This is a genomic window from Aurantivibrio plasticivorans, from assembly GCF_055392955.1.
The window spans coordinates 138,708-160,562 of sequence record NZ_AP036020.1 but is presented as its reverse complement, the minus strand read 5'-3'; the positions used below and the strand labels follow the sequence as shown (position 1 = coordinate 160,562).

Sequence of the window (21,855 nt, the reverse complement as noted above, 5' to 3'; positions counted from 1 at the left end):
TGCGTTAGACGGCGTCCGAACCTGTTTCTCCTGTGCGGATTCGAATAATCTCATCGAGGGGGCTAATGAAGATCTTACCGTCACCAATTTTACCGGTTTGAGCCGCTTGAGTAATCGCCTCAACCGCCTGCTCAACCATTGCATCATCCAATGCGAGTTCAACTTTCACCTTCGGTAAAAAATCAACCACATACTCTGCACCACGGTAAAGCTCGGTATGGCCCTTTTGGCGACCAAAGCCTTTAACCTCGGTCACAGTCATTCCCTGAACGCCTACATCGAAGAGCGCGGTACGTACGTCGTCTAATTTGAAGGGTTTAATGACAGCGGTAATCAGTTTCATGAGGTCAATTTCCTTACGTAGTATTGGAGCCATCAGGTATACGGCTCTTTGAATCTTTGTTGTTATTTTGTCTTGGAGCTTGATTCTGCGAACCCGGCCCCACAGGTGCCTAAGATACACAAAAAGCGCTCCACGAGCCAGAGAGGCGCTACGGCTAGCAAATACGCTAGCGAAGCGCCAAAAAACAAAAAACCCAGCCGAGGCTGGGTTTTTCGTGACTTCGCTACTCGCTGGTGGCGAGTATGCTTAATCTTAGCTCTTAACGAACTCTGGGTAAGCTTCCATACCACACTCAGAGATATCGACGCCTTCGTACTCTTCTTCTTCAGAGACACGCACACCGATGATCGCCTTGATGATCAGCCATACCACTAAGCTAGTGACGAATACCCATACGAAGATGGTTAACGCACCAACTAGCTGACCCATAAAGGTAGCATCGCTGTCGGTAATCAATACCGCGAAGATACCCCACAAACCAACCACGCCGTGAACAGAGATCGCACCGACAGGATCGTCAATTTTCAATTTATCCAACGCTAGGATGCTGAATACTACGATCACACCACCGACAGCACCGATGAGAGTTGCACTCAAACCAGAAGGATCAGCGGGCTCTGCAGTGATTGCAACCAAACCAGCTAATGCACCGTTCAATGCCATGGTCAAATCGGCTTTACCGAACAAGATGCGCGCAACAATGATTGCCGCAATCAAACCACCGGCCGCCGCAGCGTTAGTGTTTAAGAAGACGTTAGCAACTTCGTTCGCAACACCGATACCACCTAGTTTTAGAGTAGAACCGCCGTTGAAACCAAACCAACCTAACCAGAGGATGAAAGCACCCAAGGTTGCTAAAGGAAGGTTTGCACCTGGAATAGCGTTGATTTCGCCGTTGGCACCGTATTTACCTTTACGAGCACCGAGTACCAATACGCCAGCAAGCGCAGCAGCCGCACCCGCCATATGAACAATACCTGAACCCGCATAATCGCTATAGCTCAATTCGTATAGACCAAAGACGCTTTTGCCACCCCAAGTCCAACCACCTTCGATTGGGTAGATGACACCGGTCATAACAACCGCGAAAGCAAGGAAAGCCCAAAGCTTCATACGCTCAGCAACCGCACCCGATACAATCGACATCGCGGTTGCAACGAAAACGACTTGGAAGAAGAAGTCAGAAGCTCCTGAGTATTCACCCATGTCTCCGAAACCAGCTTCGTTGGACGCCTCAAGAATGCCCGCAATAGCTGCATCATCCATTCCGCCAACAGTTGTTACGCCAGAAAGGAATAGGCCGCCGTCGTACATAAAATGGTAACCGCAGATTAAGTACATAGTACAAGCAACGGCAAACAGAGCGACGTTTTTGGTCAAAATTTCAGTTGTGTTCTTTGCGCGAACGAGCCCAGCTTCAAGCATTGCGAAGCCTGCGGCCATCCACATAACCAGTGCGCCACACACTAAGAAATAAAATGTGTCCATGGCGTACTGCAATTCAAAAATTTGATTTTGTAAATCCATAGCGATTCTCCGGAATTGCGATTATTCGTTATAGAGCGTCTTCGCCGTTTTCGCCGGTGCGAATACGAATGACTTGCTCTAGCGGCGAAATGAAGATCTTCCCATCACCAATTTTTCCGCTATGTGCTGTTTTACTAATTGACTCAACAACGCTGTCAACTTGAGAGTCGCCAACGGCAACTTCAATTTTGGTCTTAGGTAGAAAATCCACCACGTACTCAGCGCCGCGATACAATTCTGTGTGACCTTTTTGTCGGCCAAAACCTTTTACTTCAGTCACGGTAATACCCTGTACACCGATTTCTGAAAGTGCTTCACGAACAGCATCAAGCTTAAAAGGTTTAATAATTGCTGTTACTAATTTCATAAGGGTTTCCTCAGGTTGATTGGCTTCAATACTCGGCGATAAAAATGTCTAACTGTTAAAGCCGAGTAAAAAGCTGGCCGAAACCAGCTTTTTACAGACTCAAGCCTTATTCAATAGGAAGAGAGTAAGAAACAAGGAATTGCATGTTGTCATCAACACCTTCTTCGTCTTCGATAAACTTACTGATAGTGAAGCTCAAGTTATCGTTGTAAGAGTAAGAAAGGTCCAAATGTACAGGATCGTCGTTCTCACCGCCGTCGTTGTGGTGTTGGCCAACTAGGATACCGAAATCACCGATAGAACCAGCGATGGTGTAGTAGCTGTAACCAGGTCCGCCAGCAATGTTGTCGTAGTAGGTCACTGCAACAGGGCCGATACCAACAGATAAGATCGCTTCAGACAGATCACCAACAGTGTCGTCTCGAGCAGGGATATAAGCGAACAGTGGATCGATTAAAGTGTCATAAGTAGCATCTGGATAAACGTATGACAAAACGCTTAGGTCAACACTAACAGGGCCAAACTCGCCGCCCCAGCCGACATAAAGGTCGTACTCAGAACCCAAAGAGTCATCACCAGAAGTGCCCCAAATACCAGCGTAGAAACCTGCACCACTAACGGTGATATCACCAGATACAGCTGCACTGCCGTCACCTAGATCATAACCACGCCACAAGTACATGTTAGCAACGCCAACTGATGCACTAACTTCAGCATTCGCAACAGGTGCAAACGCTGCAGACGCCGCGATTGCGGTAGCTGCTAAGGTACAAGTCAATGATTTAGTCATTTTCATGTTTTTTAGTCTCCAAGAATGATAGTGATTTTCATTTTGTTATTACGTTATCTGCGCTTGCGTCGCGATGGTGCGATCACCGTTGCAGCTTCGATAATGTTGTATCGCGCCCTACCCTAAAGCATACAGCGTGCCACTACGAAAAAATCCTTATTCGTCAATGTGTTACAGCCAAAACCGGAGATTTTTTGGCTTGCAACCGCACATATACGCCCAACAATAGCGCGCGGGCCACAATATGCACCAGTTTCACGCCCTAATAAAGAGCAGAAGCAATAGTTTTAAGGGTTTAGCACGAGGTATTGATTGGTTATTAAACAATTAAGCAGGAAACTTAAAGAAAGGATGCACCGAAGGCGCCCAAAGGCAACGCGTGAAACATTGTTTTAGGCGCCAGGTGCCAATCTAGACGGTCATATGTGCACGGACTTTATCTTCTTCCATTTCAGCCGCTAAGCCAGATAAAACCACTTCACCGCGATCCATCACCGAATACTCATCAGCGAGTGCACGGGCAAATTCAAAATATTGTTCGACTAACAAAATAGCCATCTCACCACGTTCTTTTAGGATAGTAATGACGTTGTGAATATCTTTGATGATTGACGGCTGGATACCTTCCGTTGGCTCATCCAGGATAAGCAAGCGAGGCTTCATGACCAATGCACGCGCGATAGAAAGCTGCTGCTGTTGGCCACCGGACAAATCACCGCCTCGGCGATGCAGCATTTCTTGCAACACGGGAAACAAGCTATAGATCTCATCATCGATTTTTCGTTGGCCGCGTGGCAAGGCAGCAAAACCACTTTTGAGATTCTCTAACACCGTCAGCTGAGAAAAAATTTGTCGGCCCTGTGGAACATAAGAGATGCCTTGCCGTGCACGGTCTGCCGCGCTTAGTTTGTTGATATCCTTACCTTCCCAGGTCACAGTACCCGTACGAATTGGCTGACGCCCTGTGATGGCCTGCATCAAGCTACTTTTACCTACCCCGTTGCGACCCAGTACACAGGTTATCTCACCTTTTTTTGCACTTAGGCTAACGTTCTGTAGTGCCTGGCTAGCGCCATAATATAAATCGATATTTTCTGCTTTTAACATGACTCAGCGCCCCAGATATACTTCAACGACACGAGGATTAGACGATACCGTATCCAAATCGCCCTCGGCGAGCACACTGCCCTCATGCAGAACGGTGACTTTACAATCTAGCGCTCGTACGAAATCCATATCGTGCTCTACAACAACGACTGAGTGCTGCTTGCTAATCTCTTTTAACAGCTTTGCAGTTTCCATCGTCTCTGTATCCGTCATCCCACCGGCAGGTTCATCCACCAACAATACTTCTGGGTCCTGAATAAACAACATACCGATTTCTAACCATTGTTTTTGTCCGTGCGACAAATTAGCGGCTAAATCATCCGCCTTGTCTTGCAAACCTATTAAGTCAATCAACTCGTGAATACGTTGTCGTTGCTCGTCAGTTGGCTTGTAAAACAACGTTTGCAGTACGTTGCGATTGCCCGCTAACGCCAGGTCTAAGTTTTCCCAAACCGTCAGACTTTCCACTACTGTAGGCTTTTGGAATTTACGACCGATGCCCATGTTCGCAATGTCCGCCTCATCGTGTGTGGTCAGGTCGATGGTATCTTTAAAACGTACATCACCAACATCAGGCCGGGTTTTTCCTGTAATGATATCCATCATGGTGCTTTTCCCTGCGCCATTTGGTCCGATAACCGCTCGTAGTTCGCCAGGCGCGATGGTTAGCGATAAGTTGTTAATCGCTTTAAAACCATCAAACGATTTCGTTACGCCACTCAGGTACAGAATACTGGTTACTTGATCTAGGTGTTTTGTCTCTATCATTTTGTCGACCCCACACTATCGCCTTCTACGCGGTTGGGTTGCTGCATAGTTCTTTTTTCTTTCATTTTATCAATGATATTTTGTGCTATACCTGCAAGCCCTTTGGGCATATACATGGTGGTTAATACAAACAGCGCCCCTAAGGCGAACAGCCATAACTCTGGGAATGCCGTAGTAAAGATTGCCTTTGCGTAAGTAATAACAATTGCGCCAACAATCGCACCATACAATGTGCCACGGCCACCTAGCGCGACAAAGATGACAATACCAATGGAGTTAATAGGACTGAATTCAGCAGGACTAATAGCACCCATCATAGGTACATAAATTGCGCCAGCTATGCCAGCAAGAGCAGCAGAAAACACAAAAATCACAAGTTTATAGTGCTCAACTTTGTAACCCAAAAACCGACTGCGACTTTCAGCATCTCGAATTGAAATCAGTACACGTCCGAATTTACTAGTAACTATCAACTTGCAAACGATATAGGAAAGACACAACACAATGGCCGCAAAAAACACCAGAAACGAACGCGTGCTATCCGCTTGAACGCTAAAACCCAGCAAGTCTTTAAAATCAGTTAAACCATTATTTCCGCCAAAACCGAAATCATTCATAAAGAACGCTTGCATCAGCGCATAGGTTAACGCCTGGGAAATAATTGAAAAATACACACCGGTCACACGAGAGCGGAAAGCCAACCAACCAAATACATAAGCCAAGAGGCCAGGCACCATAATCACCATTAGCATGGCAAAGCCGAAATTGTCGAAGCCGTACCAATACCAGGGCAAGGAATCCCAATTAAGGAATACCATGAAATCGGGCAACTCAGGATTGCCGTACACACCTCTATCGCCAATTTGACGCATAAGGTACATGCCCATAGCGTAGCCACCGAGAGCGAAGAAAGCGCCATGGCCAAGACTTAATATACCGCAGTAGCCCCACACCAAATCCAACGCCAGGGCCAAAATGGCAAAACACAAAATTTGCCCCAGCAATGTAATGGTATAAGTCGATACACCAAACGTTGATTCCTGTGGAACCATTACATTGAGCAACGGAATAATGATTCCCAAACACAGGACAAAGCCGAGCACGTACTTTCCAATACTATCTTTCTGAATAGTTTGAAGAATTATTGATTGTCTAAACATGCTACAAAACCTAATTAATCTTCAACAAACCGACCCTTCAAGGCAAACAAGCCTCTAGGACGCCACTGAATAAAGAGAATAATAAATACTAGTATCAATATCTTGGCGATCACCGCGCCGGTATACGGTTCCATAAACTTGTTAGACACACCAAGTATCAACGCGCCCATAAAGGTGCCCATAATATTTCCAACGCCGCCGAAAACCACAACCATAAAGGAATCGACAATGAGTGTTTGTCCGAGATTAGGTCCAACACTGGTAATTTGACTTAACGCGACACCTGCAATACCCGCGATACCCGAACCTAGACCAAAGGTCATAGCATCAACCCAGCTAGACTTAATTCCCATTGAGTTTGCCATGCCGCGGTTTTGCGTCACGGCGCGCATCTGCAACCCGACCATGGTTTTTTTCAGCAACAACGCCAACAAAGCCAATACCACCAAACTAAAAATCAGAATATAAATTCGATTGTAAGTGAGCGAGAGTGCACCATTGAGTTGCCAAAAGCCCGCAGCCCAATCGGGTGTTGCGACAGACACGTTGTTGGAGCTATAACCCGTGCGCACTAATTGCTGCAACACCAAACTCACGCCAAACGTAGCCAACAAGGTATCGAGAGGGCGTCCATACAAGTGGCGGATAATAACTCGCTCAATCAAAATACCCATACACCCAGAGACGATAAACGCAGCAGGAATCGCGATAATCAACGAATAATTTAAGAAATTAGGAAATAGCTGCTGGATAGCAAAGGTGGTGTAGGCGCCAAGCATAATCATTTCACCATGCGCCATATTAATCACCCCCATCACGCCAAAGGTGATCGCGAGACCAATAGCGGACAAAAGTAAGATGGACCCCAGGCTTACGCCAAACAATAAATTCTCTGAGAATTTAAAGAACCCAAGCTTGGCATTAATACTATCCAATGACTGTTCAGCAAATGCCGCAAGTTCCGTATTGCTTTCTAGGTAGTTACCGTCTTCATCTTTTTCCGCAAGTGTGTTTAAGATCGCAACCGCTTCTGGCTGAACCGTACTACTTAATGCTTTTGCCGCGGACATGCGCAGCGCCTGATCGTCGCTATAGATGTCGATCAAACCTAACGATAAATTCAAATAGTCAAGAACCGCACTCGATTTTTCAGTCTCAATGGCGACCGCAATGTGCTCTCTGAGATCTGCATCTGGATTCGCTGCCAAGTTCTTGGCCGCTTCGAGTCGCAACGCTTGGGATTTACTCTGTAGCTCGAGAATGGCGATATTGCTTTTCAGTGCACGACGTATTTTATTGGTAATTCGAATTTTCGTTAGCTCACCGGTATCTACACTGTTATCAAGCTCACCGGTTAGCAAATCAGTTGCGAGGTCCTGGTCTTTATCAAAGACAAAAAGCTGTTTACTGCTTTTCTCGTAATATAGACGTGCATCTAACAGTGCTTTAAGCGTCGTTAGAGATCTAGGGTCGTCGACTTTCGCTAGACCTTCGATAAGCCCTACTAGTTCTTTTCGCGAGCTATCGGGAAAAAGGGCCGCTTGTGTTTCGAACTCTTGTGCAATGCTTATTGTGGTCATCAATAGACCGACGCTAAAACACAATAGCTTGTGGAATATTTTCATGTGGCACCGAACCGATGTTCAGGAGGAGTAGGAGATCTCCTCAAACGAAGGCAATTTTTATTTTTAAATCACCTCGCAACCCTGTTGCGAGGTGATATTTATTGCAAAGAAATGCCTTAGGTCTTAGAAGTTTTGACCCGAGCACTTTTTGGTTTCGGTATTGTAATTACCGCAATTGATGGCTGGATCCTGCCAGTTAGACTCGATCTTCGCGCTCTCAGGCAAGAAGTCAGTCCATGCATCACCAGGAACTTCTTCGGTTTGCGAAACAATTTCGAATTGACCGTCAGCTTGAATTTCGCCAATCAATACAGGTTTTGTGAAGTGATGGTTTGGCAATACTTCTGCAGTGCCACCTGTTAAGTTAGGCACTTTAATGCCGTACATAGCAGGAATTACTTTATCAACTTCTGCAGACTTCGCTTTCTCAACCGCTTTAACCCAAGCATTGAATCCAATATAAGTGGCTTCCATTGGGTCGTTTGTAACGTATGGCCCTTTAATGTTGTTTGCTTTGGCGAACGCTACCCACTTCTCGATAAACTCTTCGTTAACGTCAGCTTCAGCACTTTGGAAGTAGTTCCATGCCGCCAAGTGACCCACGAGTGGTGCGGTATCGAAGCCTTTGAGTTCTTCTTCACCTACAGAGAACGCAACAACGGGAATATTGTCTGCTGTAATGCCTTGGTTACCCAGTTCTTTATAAAAAGGCACGTTCGCATCACCGTTAATGGTTGATACCACAGCGGTCTTTTTACCAGCTGAGCCAAACTTTTTAATTTCAGAAACACGGGTAGACCAGTCAGAGAAGCTGAAAGGCGTGTAATTCACTGAAATGTCTTCTTCAGCTACACCTTTGCTCATCAAATAAGCTTTAAGGATTTTGTTGGTGGTTTGAGGATAAACATAGTCAGTACCTTCGAGCACCCAACGCTCAACACCTTCCTCTTCCATCAAGTAATCAACAGCAGGAATTGCTTGCTGGTTAGGCGCTGCGCCCGTGTAGAAAATGTTGCGTGAAGATTCTTCACCTTCGTACTGCACTGGGTAGAACAACAAACCGTTCAATTCTTCCACAACAGGCAAGGTGAATTTACGTGAAACTGATGTCCAACAACCAAAAATAACATCCACTTCATTCACTTCAAGAAGCTCGCGTGCTTTAACACCAAACTTTGACCAATCCGCTTTTTCATCACCTGGATCAACAACAACCGCTTCCAGCTGTTTACCCATAACACCGCCTTTAGCGTTTTGTGCTTCGATCAACATCAGAACGGTATCTTTTAGTGTGGTTTCACTGATAGCCAAAGGCCCGCTCATAGAATGTAATACGCCAACTTTAATTGTATCTGCTGCATCCGCTATTGCTGCGGTCATGGACATCGAGACACCAGCCAATACTGCACCACTGCGTCGCATCCATTTTTTTAAATTGTTGCTCATTTTAAGCCCCCAATTGGTGATTGTTTTCGGCAGGGTTGCCGCGGGGGGATTAATAGCAGGTTTGGTGCCAACAGACTGTCAGCGTTTGTTTTTAGCAGTTAACTTATTGTTTTTATTAGATAATTTGTCAACCCGACAACATCTTCACAGCGCTAAACATTGCTTTTCTCAAGTTAACGAGAAGGGGTTGCTCACTAATGGTGCGCATAAATCTTTCGATGCACTTGGCTCGCACCAATAGTGAGCGATTTAATGTCATTGCTTACAACGCAGGCTAATCACGCTATAGCAGGCGTCAACATCCCTTCCTCTTCAATAAAGCTGATGACCTCTGACAACCCGTCCCCTGACTTGAGATTGGTAAAAATGAACGGTTTTTCACCGCGCATTTTTTTAGCGTCTCTGTCCATTACGCCCAAATCTGCGCCCACCAATGGTGCGAGGTCTGTTTTGTTGATAATAAGTAAATCCGATTTGGTAATACCCGGCCCACCCTTACGAGGAATCTTGTCGCCTGCCGAGACATCGATAACATACAACGTCAGATCCGATAATTCAGGGCTAAATGTAGCAGCAAGGTTGTCACCACCGCTTTCTATCAAAATCACATCTAAGTCAGGAAAGCGCTGTTGCAGCTCAGCAACAGCTGAAAGATTCATTGAAGCATCTTCCCGGATCGCTGTGTGGGGGCAACCGCCCGTTTCTACGCCAATAATGCGATCTTCATCTAGCGCTTCATTACGCAGTAAAAATTCCGCATCTTCACGCGTGTAGATATCGTTGGTGATCACCGCAACATCAAATTTATCCTTAATCTCTGCACACAGTGCTTTTACGAGTGCTGTTTTACCGGAGCCGACTGGCCCACCAATGCCAAGTCGTAAGGCTGGTTTTTTCATAGACTGAACACCTATCATTTACAATGTTTAGAATTTTATTTAAGAACGAAATAGTCGCGAGTATTGTGTTTCGTGTTGCATAGAAGCAACCGCGATTCTTGGTGAGCTATTGCCAACCGCTGCGTCATCAATAGCCGCGGCCTGTAAACACAGACCAGGGATTTCAGGAATCAAGTTGACTAACAACTGATTTGCTTGCGTCTGCCCCAGAGGGACTAACTTGATTGCAGCTTGCATTTGGTTTTCCAACCAGCTCCAGACAAAGCCTTCAATGCAGCTCTCTTTTGCCACGGTATAGTGTGATGCCGCTAGCGCAAACATAGATGTAAAACTCGTTGTGCTTGGCTGCCATTTTTTCGCGCCATCAATGTCTAGCTCTTTCAAGAGACGCCATAATGCTTGGCCCATTTGTGAGTCTTCAAGCAATAACTCTTTGGTCTCTCGTGATGCGAGGATAAAGTCATTCCAGTAAATGACTTGACGAACATCGTCACTTTGCCAAGCATCATATAGACGCATCAATACAGGCGCATCGAGCTGTGCAATATTGTACTGCATAACATTGCGTAACCAATCCTCGGTAGAACCCGCATCATGAACCCAGCCAAACTCGACGGCACTTTCAAACCCTTGTGAATACGCATAAGCACCCACCGGTAGTGCAGGGCTAACCAAATGCATTAAGTGAACAAGTGATGCTGAAGTCGCGTTACTCGTCATGATTAATGCGCGTGGTCATGAGAATGATGATGGCCACTCGAGTGATATGCACCATTTTCTGGGTTAAAGGGCCGTTGCTGACATTCCACCTTTAAGCCGAGGCCTTTGACCATGTCATCGAGTACATGGTCGTGCTGATAACACAAACACTCTAAAGTCACCTGCAGCGGTACATGACGATTCCCTAAATGATACGCTGCACGAAGCAATTGGAGTGGTTCCGCCGAACTCACCACCGATAAGGTTTCTGGCGCGGCTGATACTCTAATCTCTTCTCCACTCTTGCCAACCAGCAGACTTCCGTCGGCTAACACATGGCCGCGCTCTAAAAACCAACCCACTTGCTCACCTTTTTTAGTGGTCGCCTGCGCACGACTTTTTTGACGTTGCTCAAATGTGAGCTCGACTTCATCTTGATATTGGATACCGTCTCCGGCTTTAAATTGATAGCACTCAATCACATTATTTCTCGTTAAATTTAATTGACTCTACTTCAAGACTGATATGTCTAAAATAAAAAGTAACGCTGCGCGAGCGGCAAGACCGCCATTGGCTCACACACTAATAGTTGCCCATCAGCACGCACTTCATAAGTTTCAGGGTGAACTTCCATGTGCGGCTGGTAGGCATTGTGAATCATGTTGGCTTTTTTCACAGTACGACAATTTTTGACAGGTACCATACGTCGGCTTATCCCGAGTGTGTCCGCTGTACCATTACTGATTGCAGCTTGGCTAACAAAGTTTACCGACGTCGCTAGGCGAGACGCACCAAAACTACCAAACATACTCCGATAATGAACCGGCTGAGGCGTTGGTATTGACGCATTGGGATCACCCATTGGTGCAGCTGCAATTGCACCCCCCTTTAGAATCAATGATGGTTTAGTACCAAAAAACATTGGCTTCCAAAGTACTAAGTCAGCAAGCTTACCCACTTCTATTGACCCTACCTCGTGATCAATGCCGTGGCTAATAGCGGGGTTTATGGTGTACTTGGCAACATAACGTTTAACACGAAAATTATCAGATCGCTCAGAATCTTGTTCTAACGCGCCACGTTGCACTTTCATTTTGTGTGCCGTCTGCCAGGTACGCGTAACGACCTCACCCACACGTCCCATCGCTTGCGAATCAGAGGCTATCATTGAAAACGCGCCGAGGTCGTGAAGTATATCTTCGGCTGCAATAGTTTCTTTACGGATACGCGAGTCGGCAAAGGCTACATCTTCTGGTATGTTTGGGTCCAGATGATGGCATACCATCAACATGTCGAGATGTTCATCAACCGTGTTAATGGTATAAGGTCGCGTCGGATTAGTTGATGACGGCAACACGTTATCTTCACCGCAGGCTTTAATAATATCCGGTGCATGACCACCACCTGCACCTTCGGTATGGTATGTGTGAATAGTGCGGCCTTTAAATGCTGCCAGCGTGTCTTCAACAAAACCAGATTCGTTCAGAGTGTCTGTGTGAATGGCCACCTGAATATCATAGTTTTCTGCAACGGTTAAGCAATTGTCGATCGCCGCAGGCGTCGTACCCCAATCCTCATGCAATTTTAAACCCATTGCACCGGCTTCAATTTGCTCATTAAGCCCCGCAGGCAAACTGGCATTACCTTTTCCTAGAAAACCTAAATTCATTGGAAAGGCTTCAGCCGCTTTGAGCATTTGATGAATGTGCCATGGTCCCGGTGTACAGGTTGTTGCATTCGTCCCTGTTGCCGGTCCGGTACCGCCGCCCAACATAGTGGTCACACCACTCATTAGTGCTTCTTCAATTTGTTGCGGGCATATAAAATGGATGTGCGCGTCGATTCCACCGGCTGTCAGTATTTGACCTTCACCAGCTATGGCTTCAGTACCCGGCCCCAGTACGATATCAACATCGGGCTGAATATCTGGGTTACCTGCTTTACCGATTGCAGAAATGCGACCATCCTTTATTGCCACATCGGCTTTTACAATGCCCCAGTGATCAATAATCAGCACGTTAGTAATCACAGTATCGGGGGTCTCGTTACTCGCCTTTTGGCTCTGTCCCATTCCATCGCGAATGACTTTTCCCCCGCCAAATTTCACTTCTTCGCCATAGGTTGTAAAATCTTTTTCAACCTCAATCCATAATTCTGTATCGCCTAGGCGAACGCGGTCTCCTACTGTAGGACCAAACATGTCGGCATAGGCTCGGCGATCAATTTTGCTCATGACGCTTCTCCGTTGAGAATTCTATTGACTATTCGTTTGCACATCGCAATTACAATTTACCCATCACTTCGCCACGGAATCCGTAGATAGTTTTGTTACCGGCGATTTGCACCAATTCTACTTCGCGATCCTGCCCTGGCTCGAATCGTACTGCCGTTCCCGCCGCAATATTTAAACGAAAACCTTTAGTTTTTTCTCGATCAAATTTTAACGCAGGGTTGGTTTCAAAAAAGTGGTAGTGAGAACCGACTTGTATCGGGCGGTCGCCGCTATTTTCAACAGTAATAGTGATAGTCGGCCGGCCCGCATTGAGCTCAATATCACCCGCTTGAATATCAAATTCACCTGGAATCATGTGTAACTCCCTTAAAAGAAAGCGTTTGCATTAGACGATTGGGTTATGCACCGTCACGAGTTTTGTACCATCGGGAAATGTCGCTTCAACTTGGACTTCATGAATCATCTCGGGTATGCCATCCATCACATCATCGGCACTCAAAATGGTTCGACCATAATCCATTAATTCAGCGACAGTTTTCCCCTCACGCGCACCCTCCATGACTTCTGCAGAAATAATCGCCATAGCTTCAGGATAATTAAGCTTCAACCCTTTCGCCTTACGTCGCTCTGCAACAAGAGCTGCAGTAAAAAGCAGCAATTTATCTTTTTCTCTCGGGGTTAACTCCATAATATTTCCTCAACAAGATCGATATTTTTTGGTGAACGTAGTCGTTGCCGTTTTCGGCTGATTTACGTATTCCAAATTCTAGGTCTACAGATTTCACGCCCGTTGACGAGTGGGCGCAGCTGGCTCCATAAATATTCAAAACCACGTCGCCCCTGCTCAGGTGATTGGCCCAAAAAGCGTGCAACAAAAAAGCCTGGTTTTTGCGTCATTCCCCATTCGCCAACAAAGTTGCGCTGGGATAAACCATCTCGCCAGTCATCTATCTGCTGGCGACTTGCCTCGACACTCGCAATCAGAGTACCAGAGACAACATGCCCGCCCATACCCCAATGCGCTGCTAGCGCGTCACTACCACCGAGCCATTGCGTTCGTTCGCGCAGGACGAGACGATTGTCTCGCGTCACTTCGATTAATTGAATGCAATCTCCGTGCGAGAACTGTTCGCCACTGGCACGGCGACCCAAACAGACAAAATCCCATGCTATGAGGTTTGCATTATCCCGAAGGTGAAAATGATTTTGTAACTCAGCTTTCGCACCCGAAAACACAATCGTTTCCTGGGGCAACCACTCAAGGCAGGCATTCGCCGCCACCGAGGCATGAATGCCCTGATATTGGGGATGACCATGCTGATCGCTGGTGTAGACTTTTCCGGCGGCAGGGGTCGTGAGTAATACTTGCGTACCTTCTGGCAACTCGGCCGACAGTGTTAACGTATCACCCGGCGCCATGCCACCCGGCGGGTGCAACACATAGCAGTGGCAGCAATCGCCTTCAGGATAAAATGGGCGCTGGATTCGCAACGGGCCGAGGTGCTTAGCCCTCAACACAACTGTTTTCTCACGTTGCGCGAATTCTAAAGCAAGCTTAGCTTCCCACTCTCGCAGCGGCTTAAGAGTGGTTAAAGGAAGTGCATCATTCATTGTGTCGTGTTGTTTAGTAACGGCTGCGTCACCGCCGCAAATTGAGTCTAAGCCCGTGATCATACCGTTTTGGCATCTAGCACGTCAGCAACTTACTGAATTTCGTTACAAATCACGATACACTAGCTGGAGTTCAGTCCACTCTCAGCCCATTGAGGCAGCGCTGTATGGTACCGATTACGCCTGTATTAAAACTGTTAGAGCAAGCCAATAAATTTCTTTCTGAACAAGATATTGCGCCGGAAGTAAAGGCTCAGGCCAAGCTCGCAATGCAATCAGCCTTGTCACGCCTTGATTTGGTTACGCGTGAAGAATTCGACGCGCAGACCGCTGTATTGCAGCGCACGCGAGAAAAATTAGATAAACTTGAGCAAGACGTCGCCTCGTTACTTTCTGAACAGGAAGACGAGAAATAAACTACCAGAAATAAACAAATAGTCGCAGCAACCTAACGTGATGCTCAGGGAGAGCACGCCATACCGACGACTTCAGCAGGGAATGCCATGTCACTCGCTATCGTACACACTCGCGCCCAAACCGGCGTATCTGCACCACCCGTTACCGTCGAGGTACATCTATCCAACGGACTACCCAGCCTATCGATCGTTGGGCTACCTGAAACTGCCGTCAAAGAAAGCAAAGATCGAGTCCGCAGTGCCATTCTCAATAGCCACTTTGAATTCCCAGCTCGGCGTATCACTGTCAATCTAGCACCCGCCGACCTTCCTAAAGAAGGGGGGCGTTTTGATTTAGCCATTGCCCTTGGGATTTTAGCGGCTTCAGAACAGCTGCCTAATGACTCATTATCGACCTTTGAGTTTTTAGGTGAATTAGCTTTGTCTGGCGAGCTGAGACCGGTTCGAGGCATATTACCTGCTACGCTTGCGAGCAAACAATCCTCGAGAAGCCTGGTCGTCCCTGTCGACAATAGTGCCGAAGCGGCGCTAAATGATGACGCCAATGTGTTAATAGCTCGATCACTACTTGAGGTCTCCGCCCACCTTCACAATCGCGGCGAGCTGCAAAAGGCAAAGCCATATAACGCTACGACATCAACTCAAAGCCGCGCCACTACAACGCCCGATTTAAATGAAGTCCATGGGCAAGCACAAGCAAAACGCGCGCTAGAAATCGCTGCCGCTGGTGGCCACAATATTTTGTTTTACGGCCCACCCGGCACGGGTAAAACCATGCTCGCAAGTCGCTTACCTGGGATATTACCGGCAATGGAGCAGAGCGAGGCACTAGAAACGGCTTCAATTTACAGCGTCGCGAAAGGGCAAATCACCTCGCAATGGCAAGAAAGGCCGTTTAGAAACCCACACCATACCGCATCAGCGGTCGCCCTTGTCGGCGGTGGTTCTCACCCAAAACCGGGAGAAGTGTCGCTGGCTCACAACGGCGTCTTGTTTCTGGATGAATTACCGGAGTTTCAACGGCAAGTGCTAGAGGTACTGCGTGAACCTCTGGAGAGTGGAGAGATAGCCATTTCACGAGCTAACGCGCAAATAAGCTTTCCTGCAAAATTTCAGCTCATAGCCGCCATGAATCCTTGTCCCTGCGGCTACGCGGGCAGCCGTGACGGCAGATGTCACTGCACACCAGACCAGGTACTACGTTATCGACGTAAAATTTCGGGCCCGCTACTGGATCGCTTTGATCTACACGTCCAAGTGAATTCAATCGCTGCAAAAGATTTGCAACGGCTACCGACAGGAGATAGCACGGCCATCGTCAAGGCACGTGTGGCTGAGGTAAGAAAAATGCAGATGGCACGACAAGGAAAAGCCAATTTCTCATTAAAGGGTGAACAATTAATCGATGCCTGCCAGCTAAGCACAGAACAGCAAGACCTGCTGTCAAATGCGATGGAAAAGTTTGGCCTATCAGCACGTGCCTACCATCGTATTTTGCGTGTAGCGCGCACTATCGCCGACCTTGCTTTTTCGCAGAAAATTGAGACTGCGCACCTCACTGAGGCTTTGAGCTATCGACAACTCGATAGACGAACGCAAAGAGCGTTGGCTTAATGTAAAATATTCACTCCGGTGAGCTATCCGACCGGCATCCTAAATCGCAAATACCTTAACCACAGAGTAGCCTTTAACGACTGCAACTGACTGGCTGAAAGTTGCTTTGCCTTTTCGAAACATTGTATTGCTTTCGCGACACGCTTTTTTCGGACATAGAGTTTTCCGAGAGAATTGTATTTGCGCTGCAGTAAATAATCGAAGGCCTTTTTATCAACCGCCCAAGTACCTGATTGTTTAATGTCTTCAAGAATTTGTATTTTATATTCTCGGTTTCTTAGTTTATTGCCCGTTGCGTTGCTGTCATGGACCCGATACATAAGCAGCTCATCGAAAATATAGTAGTATTCGTAGTACTGTAAAATCCTGAGCCACAATTCGTAATCTTCACCGATTTTATAACTAGTGTTAAAAAGTCCTACTTTATTGACACATTCACGCCGAGTCATTGTGCTAATTGAAAAAGGGATATCACCGGCCAGCATTTCAATGAGTGTAATTCTTCCTTGTTTAAGGTCGGTATGTGCCTTTTCTTTTCTACTTTTAACGGGCTCCCCATCGCCATCAATATGTGTAGAGGCTGTGGGAACGACACCGGCATTTGGGTAAGACTCAAACACCTGTACCTGACGTTGCAATTTTTCAGGGTGCCATAGGTCATCAGCATCTAAAAAAGCCAGATACTCGCCTTTCGATTTTAATATTGCCTCATTCCTGCAAGCCGAAACACCTTGATTGATATTATTGATGATTGCAACGATCCGCGAATCTTCAGCGGCCAATTTTTCAATAATCTTGGCAGACCCATCAGTAGAGCCATCACTAACAACTATGCACTCCCAGTGAGGATAGGTCTGCTTTTTTAGGCTGTCGATTGCGCTCTCAATATATTTCTCTCCGTTGAAACAAGGCACTATCACTGACACCAGCCCTGATGTCCAACCAGTAGAAGATTTGCCCAAATTAGTAGACATACATATTCCCATTGAAGTGCCGCTCTATGCACTGCATCGTGTTTTCACCGTATCGATACAATAGTATCGAATACTGTGAGCCCCACCGGCGCAAACTGAATAACGATGTTAGAGGACGTCATTAACTATTGCATCGTAAAAATTGGACATGTTAACCCAGCTCATGATGCCAAGAAAAGAAAAGGGTTGAGGGAATAACGCTTAAAACACAGAGCTGCCTGAGAAAACGTTAGAGAGGCGAAACTTCATTGCTGGCAAGATTATCCAAAAGTCTCTGAATAGGTTCTTTTGCGGCACTTAGTGAAACCAAGTGGCTGGATAACATAGATGTTTTTTTCAACTCATCCTGGTTGGCTAAAATAAGCTGCTTGCCACTCGCACGAGCCAGGTCTGAGATAAGCGCTACCCGGCTGTGATCATGGAGAGCTAGATCAACAATAAACCGATGGACTACCGCATTCGCGATCAAATCAAAGCTGCTCAATTGCGCGCCTAAGTTTTCCAGAACCACACCGCATCCGAACCGACCCAAAGAGTCCAACTGAGGAAGGCTTCTTTCTAGTTGCTCCACTAACTCGTGTTCTTTTAAACAAAGTTCAATCTTTGTCACACCGTTTGCTTGGTTGCATAGCACTTTCAACTCGTCGACAAAGTGTCGATCATTAAGCACCTGGTGATTCACACGCAAGATTAGCGCCGGTAGTGTTGCCTCATGTTTTTTTGCTTCTTGCACAACGAGCTCCAGTTGCGCCATGACCCAACTCGACACACCGATAGCTACTTGATTAATCGCCACATTTTCGTATTCTCGATAAGACAACCAACCTTTAGATGGGTGGTACCAGTCAACTTCCAGCATTAGTCCTTCGGTCAGCCCGGTTAAATTATTTTTGATCGGTTTAAAAAACAGCTCTATCTGGTGCGTATCGAGCGCTCTACCAAGTTCTCTCTCAAGCATCAATAGCTGACTTGCTTCAACATTCATTGCTTCAGTAAAAAATTGATAGGTACTCGCGGGTATTGATTTGGCTTGATACATTGCTTTATCGGCATTACGCAACAAGCTGCTGACGTCATTCCCTGCTTCTGGGTAAACAGCAATACCAATACTACAGCCAATAAAGATATCGAAGCCGTGGATTTTGTGTGGCGCTTCTAAACTGCTAATAATTTTTTCAGCGATATGAGCGATGTCCGCAGAGCTCGCGGATTGTTCTAGCAATACCGTAAATTCATCGCCCCCCATTCGCGCAACCGAATCACTTTTCCTCACACTGGAGACGATTCTTGCAGCGCAAGACCGTATCAGTTCGTCACCAACATCGTGGCCATAGTTGTCATTGACTTGTTTGAAGCCATCGAGATCCAGATACATCAAGGTGAACGAATATTTATCTCGACTCGCAAATTGAATGGCATGTTCAATGCGGTCGCGAAACAAAATGCGGTTGGGCACTCCCGTCAATGCGTCATAGTGTGCAAGCTTGGCCAGCTTACTTTCTGCAACTTTTCGCTCAATAGCATAACGAATAGTGCGCTCTAGAAGCTGACTGTCGATGCGACCCTTAATTAGATAATCTGAAGCACCGAGTTGGATGGCTTCGCGGTCGACATCCGCTTCCATTTCATCGGTCATGACAATAATGGGAACTTCGCAACCTTGTTTGATTGCGGCGATGAGTAGATCTCGTGCCGAGCCGTTTTCCTGCCAATGATAGTCCAGCACAATGACATCAAAGCTGTTCGATAAAATGAGATCTAATTGCGCATCGGTGTAGGGGCAGTCGGTTAGATGATAGTTACGATGGTGAACATCGCTGAGTAAGGACGCGATAAGCTCGTATTCGTCTCGATGACCAATATGCAAAATGTTCGTGATAGCGTCCATAGATTCCTCTCTCCATCATGGAGAGTCACACATTCACCCGCAAGGTAATCAACCCTGGGAGGCTGAAGCCTCAACGGTGTCGAATTCAACACTTATGTACGGCCAACTCTGTTGCGCACTTAAAGTATTTAGCAGCAACACTGTCAATTTTCCACCGACCGCCACTAAAAGGCACTCAACGGTATAAAAAACCACCTGAAATTGACGTTTTTGAGAAATTTTCACACTGATGTCGGTATGGGATGACGGGCTTTGCTTCGACTTGCTAGAATGCTCCGCCACTCACTAAGCCGTATTCCTGTGACTCGATTAAACCCTCAACAATCCCGTGCCGTTCGCTATATCGATGGTCCCTGCCTAGTGCTCGCTGGCGCCGGGTCTGGCAAGACCAGTGTGATCACCCATAAGATCGCTTATCTCATTCGTGAGTGTGATATTCCGGCTCGACACGTTGCTGCGGTCACCTTTACCAACAAGGCGGCCAAGGAAATGAAGGAGCGGGTTTCTGGCCTGCTGAAAGGCGGCGACAGCAAAGGGTTAATCGTCTCCACTTTCCACAACCTCGGTTTACGTATCATCCGCTCCGAATACAAGCGACTGGGCTACAAGTCGACCTTTTCCATATTGGATGCTGAAGATGCCCGCGCAATTCTTAATGAGATTATGATCAAGCACAACGATCTTGATAGTGATCACCTGGACCGGATACAGAACCAAATTTCTGAGTGGAAGAATGACGCCCTTACACCAGCAGAGACCATAGAGCGTGCACAAAGTGGTGGCGAGCAATCCATCGCTTTGATCTACCAAGGTTACGACCAAGCATTAACCGCCTATAACGCGCTCGATTTTGATGATTTAATCGCTCTACCAGTGCGCTTATTTGAAGAACATCCCGATGTCTTGGACGCCTGGCGTCGACGCATTCGCTATTTGTTGGTAGATGAATATCAAGATACCAACAATAGCCAGTATCGCCTGGTCAAACAACTCATTGGCAATCGAGGGTGTTTAACCGTGGTGGGTGATGATGACCAATCTATCTACGCATGGCGTGGTGCAAACCCGAACAACCTGGCACAACTAAAAGAAGACTTTCCCAATCTGGACGTCATCAAACTCGAACAGAATTACCGTTCGACTAGTCGCATTTTGAAAGCCGCAAACCACCTTATCGCCTTTAACCCCCACGTGTTTGACAAAACATTGTGGAGTGAAATGGGCATGGGAGATCCTATTCGCATTGTTAGATCCGCGAACGAGGACGCTGAGTCGGAGCGCATAGCCACAGAAATTTTGCATCAGCGATTAGGAAAGCGATTACAGTTTCGTGATTTCGCGGTGCTTTACCGCAGTAATCACCAAGCTAAATTACTCGAACTCAAACTACAGCAGCATCAAATCCCCTACAACATGAGTGGCGGTACGTCATTTTTCGCCAAAACTGAAATCAAAGACACCATGGCCTACCTACGGCTTGTGGTAAACCCCGATGACGACAGTGCGTTTCTGCGCGTTATTAATACCCCGCGCCGTCAAATCGGCACATCGACACTGGAAATACTCGGCAACTACGCTACGGATCGCGAAATCAGCCTTTATGACGCATGCTCAGAGATCGGCTTGCAGTCACTCTTGAAAGACAAGGCGGGTGAGCGATTGCAACGTTTTGTCGACATGATTGATCATGCTCGTGAAGCCTGTGAAGAATCCGAGCCAAAGAAAATTCTCAGCGAATTAATGGACGATATCGACTACGAAGGCTGGCTACACCAAAACGCCAGCAGCTCGAAAGTCGCCGAAAAGCGATTTGAAAACGTCCACTTTTTAATTAATTCTGTGCAATCAATGATGGATAAATCCGCCGAAGATAGTATCGACGGCGAAGGCATGGACCTGGCAGCCGCCATTGCCCGGTTATTGCTGCAAGACATTCTCGATCGCCAAGAGGAAGAAGATCTTACCGACCGAGTACAACTCATGACACTGCATGCAGCAAAAGGGCTGGAGTTCCCTCATGTTTTCGTAATGGGGCTTGAAGAAAATATTCTACCCCACGCCAATAGTGTTGCCGCCGGTGATGTTGAAGAAGAACGTCGACTCGCTTATGTTGGCATTACCCGCGCGCAAAAAACGTTGACGTTAACGCTTGCCAGCAAGCGCAAACAATTTGGCGAAATTATTGATACCAGCCCAAGCCGATTTCTCGAAGAACTGCCCGAAGAAGATTTAGTACGCGAAGGTTACAATACAGAATCCTCTCCCGAACAAAACCAAGCAAAAGGTAACGAAACCCTACAGGGCTTGCGAGATTTACTGGGTTAAAATATTTACCGACATTAGGTGTTCGAATATGAGTCATTGCGGTTATTCTTTTTAGTTTATAAA

General features: G+C 46.7%; 21 protein-coding genes. 3 read left to right on the top strand and 18 right to left on the bottom strand.

The window, feature by feature from the left end; translation table 11 throughout:
• Positions 1-4: 4 nt before the first annotated feature.
• From ACZ5NB_RS00730 to ACZ5NB_RS00655, 16 genes are all read right to left on the bottom strand, one after another.
• Positions 5-343 carry a P-II family nitrogen regulator gene (locus ACZ5NB_RS00730; protein WP_460230904.1) on the bottom strand — a complete coding sequence of 113 codons (339 nt, stop codon included), beginning with the start codon at positions 341-343 and terminating at the stop codon, positions 5-7.
• A 252-nt stretch (positions 344-595) separates the two neighbouring features.
• On the bottom strand, positions 596-1,870 hold the full coding sequence (locus tag ACZ5NB_RS00725; protein ID WP_460230903.1) for an ammonium transporter: 1,275 nt from the start codon (positions 1,868-1,870) through the stop codon (positions 596-598).
• 28 nt (positions 1,871-1,898) lie between these two features.
• Entirely contained in the window at positions 1,899-2,237 is a 339-nt protein-coding gene (gene glnK / locus ACZ5NB_RS00720) for a P-II family nitrogen regulator (RefSeq protein WP_460230902.1), read from the bottom strand.
• A 106-nt stretch (positions 2,238-2,343) separates the two neighbouring features.
• Complete coding sequence (locus tag ACZ5NB_RS00715) at positions 2,344-3,033, bottom strand: TorF family putative porin (protein WP_460230901.1); 690 nt, start codon at positions 3,031-3,033, stop codon at positions 2,344-2,346.
• 405 nt (positions 3,034-3,438) lie between these two features.
• The gene (gene urtE, locus ACZ5NB_RS00710) at positions 3,439-4,134 is read right to left on the bottom strand and encodes an urea ABC transporter ATP-binding subunit UrtE (RefSeq protein WP_460230899.1); all 696 of its coding nucleotides are present in this window, start codon (positions 4,132-4,134) and stop codon (positions 3,439-3,441) included.
• 3 nt (positions 4,135-4,137) lie between these two features.
• The gene (gene urtD / locus ACZ5NB_RS00705; protein WP_460230897.1) at positions 4,138-4,902 is read right to left on the bottom strand and encodes an urea ABC transporter ATP-binding protein UrtD; all 765 of its coding nucleotides are present in this window, start codon (positions 4,900-4,902) and stop codon (positions 4,138-4,140) included.
• Positions 4,899-6,062, bottom strand: coding sequence for an urea ABC transporter permease subunit UrtC (gene urtC / locus ACZ5NB_RS00700; protein ID WP_460230896.1), 1,164 nt, complete (start codon positions 6,060-6,062; stop codon positions 4,899-4,901). The genes urtD and urtC overlap by 4 nt, the downstream gene beginning before the upstream one ends.
• 14 nt (positions 6,063-6,076) lie before the next feature.
• Positions 6,077-7,642, bottom strand: coding sequence for an urea ABC transporter permease subunit UrtB (gene urtB, locus ACZ5NB_RS00695; protein WP_460230895.1), 1,566 nt, complete (start codon positions 7,640-7,642; stop codon positions 6,077-6,079).
• Positions 7,643-7,810: 168 nt separating this feature from the next.
• Positions 7,811-9,109, bottom strand: coding sequence for an urea ABC transporter substrate-binding protein (gene urtA / locus ACZ5NB_RS00690; protein ID WP_460232076.1), 1,299 nt, complete (start codon positions 9,107-9,109; stop codon positions 7,811-7,813).
• A 302-nt stretch (positions 9,110-9,411) separates the two neighbouring features.
• Positions 9,412-10,032, bottom strand: coding sequence for an urease accessory protein UreG (gene ureG, locus ACZ5NB_RS00685; protein WP_460230893.1), 621 nt, complete (start codon positions 10,030-10,032; stop codon positions 9,412-9,414).
• A 39-nt stretch (positions 10,033-10,071) separates the two neighbouring features.
• Positions 10,072-10,752 carry an urease accessory protein UreF gene (locus tag ACZ5NB_RS00680; protein ID WP_460230891.1) on the bottom strand — a complete coding sequence of 227 codons (681 nt, stop codon included), beginning with the start codon at positions 10,750-10,752 and terminating at the stop codon, positions 10,072-10,074.
• Positions 10,753-10,754: 2 nt separating this feature from the next.
• Entirely contained in the window at positions 10,755-11,213 is a 459-nt protein-coding gene (gene ureE / locus ACZ5NB_RS00675) for an urease accessory protein UreE (RefSeq protein WP_460230890.1), read from the bottom strand.
• Positions 11,214-11,260: 47 nt separating this feature from the next.
• On the bottom strand, positions 11,261-12,964 hold the full coding sequence (gene ureC, locus ACZ5NB_RS00670) for an urease subunit alpha (protein ID WP_460230889.1): 1,704 nt from the start codon (positions 12,962-12,964) through the stop codon (positions 11,261-11,263).
• A 49-nt stretch (positions 12,965-13,013) separates the two neighbouring features.
• Positions 13,014-13,319 carry an urease subunit beta gene (locus ACZ5NB_RS00665; RefSeq protein WP_460230887.1) on the bottom strand — a complete coding sequence of 102 codons (306 nt, stop codon included), beginning with the start codon at positions 13,317-13,319 and terminating at the stop codon, positions 13,014-13,016.
• A 30-nt stretch (positions 13,320-13,349) separates the two neighbouring features.
• Positions 13,350-13,652 carry an urease subunit gamma gene (gene ureA / locus ACZ5NB_RS00660; RefSeq protein WP_460230886.1) on the bottom strand — a complete coding sequence of 101 codons (303 nt, stop codon included), beginning with the start codon at positions 13,650-13,652 and terminating at the stop codon, positions 13,350-13,352.
• A gap of 62 nt (positions 13,653-13,714) precedes the next feature.
• The gene (locus ACZ5NB_RS00655) at positions 13,715-14,638 is read right to left on the bottom strand and encodes an urease accessory protein UreD (protein ID WP_460230885.1); all 924 of its coding nucleotides are present in this window, start codon (positions 14,636-14,638) and stop codon (positions 13,715-13,717) included.
• 104 nt (positions 14,639-14,742) lie between these two features.
• On the opposite strand from ACZ5NB_RS00655, the gene ACZ5NB_RS00650 reads away from it, so the two are divergent.
• Entirely contained in the window at positions 14,743-14,991 is a 249-nt protein-coding gene (locus tag ACZ5NB_RS00650; protein ID WP_460230883.1) for an accessory factor UbiK family protein, read from the top strand.
• Positions 14,992-15,078: 87 nt separating this feature from the next.
• A complete protein-coding gene (locus tag ACZ5NB_RS00645) occupies positions 15,079-16,605 on the top strand; it encodes a YifB family Mg chelatase-like AAA ATPase (protein WP_460230881.1) in 1,527 nt (508 codons plus the stop codon).
• 23 nt (positions 16,606-16,628) lie between these two features.
• On the opposite strand, the gene ACZ5NB_RS00640 is transcribed toward ACZ5NB_RS00645, so the two are convergent.
• Together ACZ5NB_RS00640 and ACZ5NB_RS00635 are read right to left on the bottom strand one after the other, a co-directional pair.
• A complete protein-coding gene (locus ACZ5NB_RS00640; protein WP_460230880.1) occupies positions 16,629-17,579 on the bottom strand; it encodes a glycosyltransferase in 951 nt (316 codons plus the stop codon).
• 229 nt (positions 17,580-17,808) lie between these two features.
• Positions 17,809-19,467 (bottom strand): two-component system response regulator, encoded by a 1,659-nt coding sequence (locus ACZ5NB_RS00635; protein ID WP_460230878.1) that lies wholly within the window; start codon positions 19,465-19,467, stop codon positions 17,809-17,811.
• A 300-nt stretch (positions 19,468-19,767) separates the two neighbouring features.
• Between ACZ5NB_RS00635 and rep the strand changes: the two genes are divergently transcribed.
• A complete protein-coding gene (gene rep / locus ACZ5NB_RS00630; protein WP_464107942.1) occupies positions 19,768-21,792 on the top strand; it encodes a DNA helicase Rep in 2,025 nt (674 codons plus the stop codon).
• The last annotated feature ends 63 nt before the right edge of the window (positions 21,793-21,855 follow it).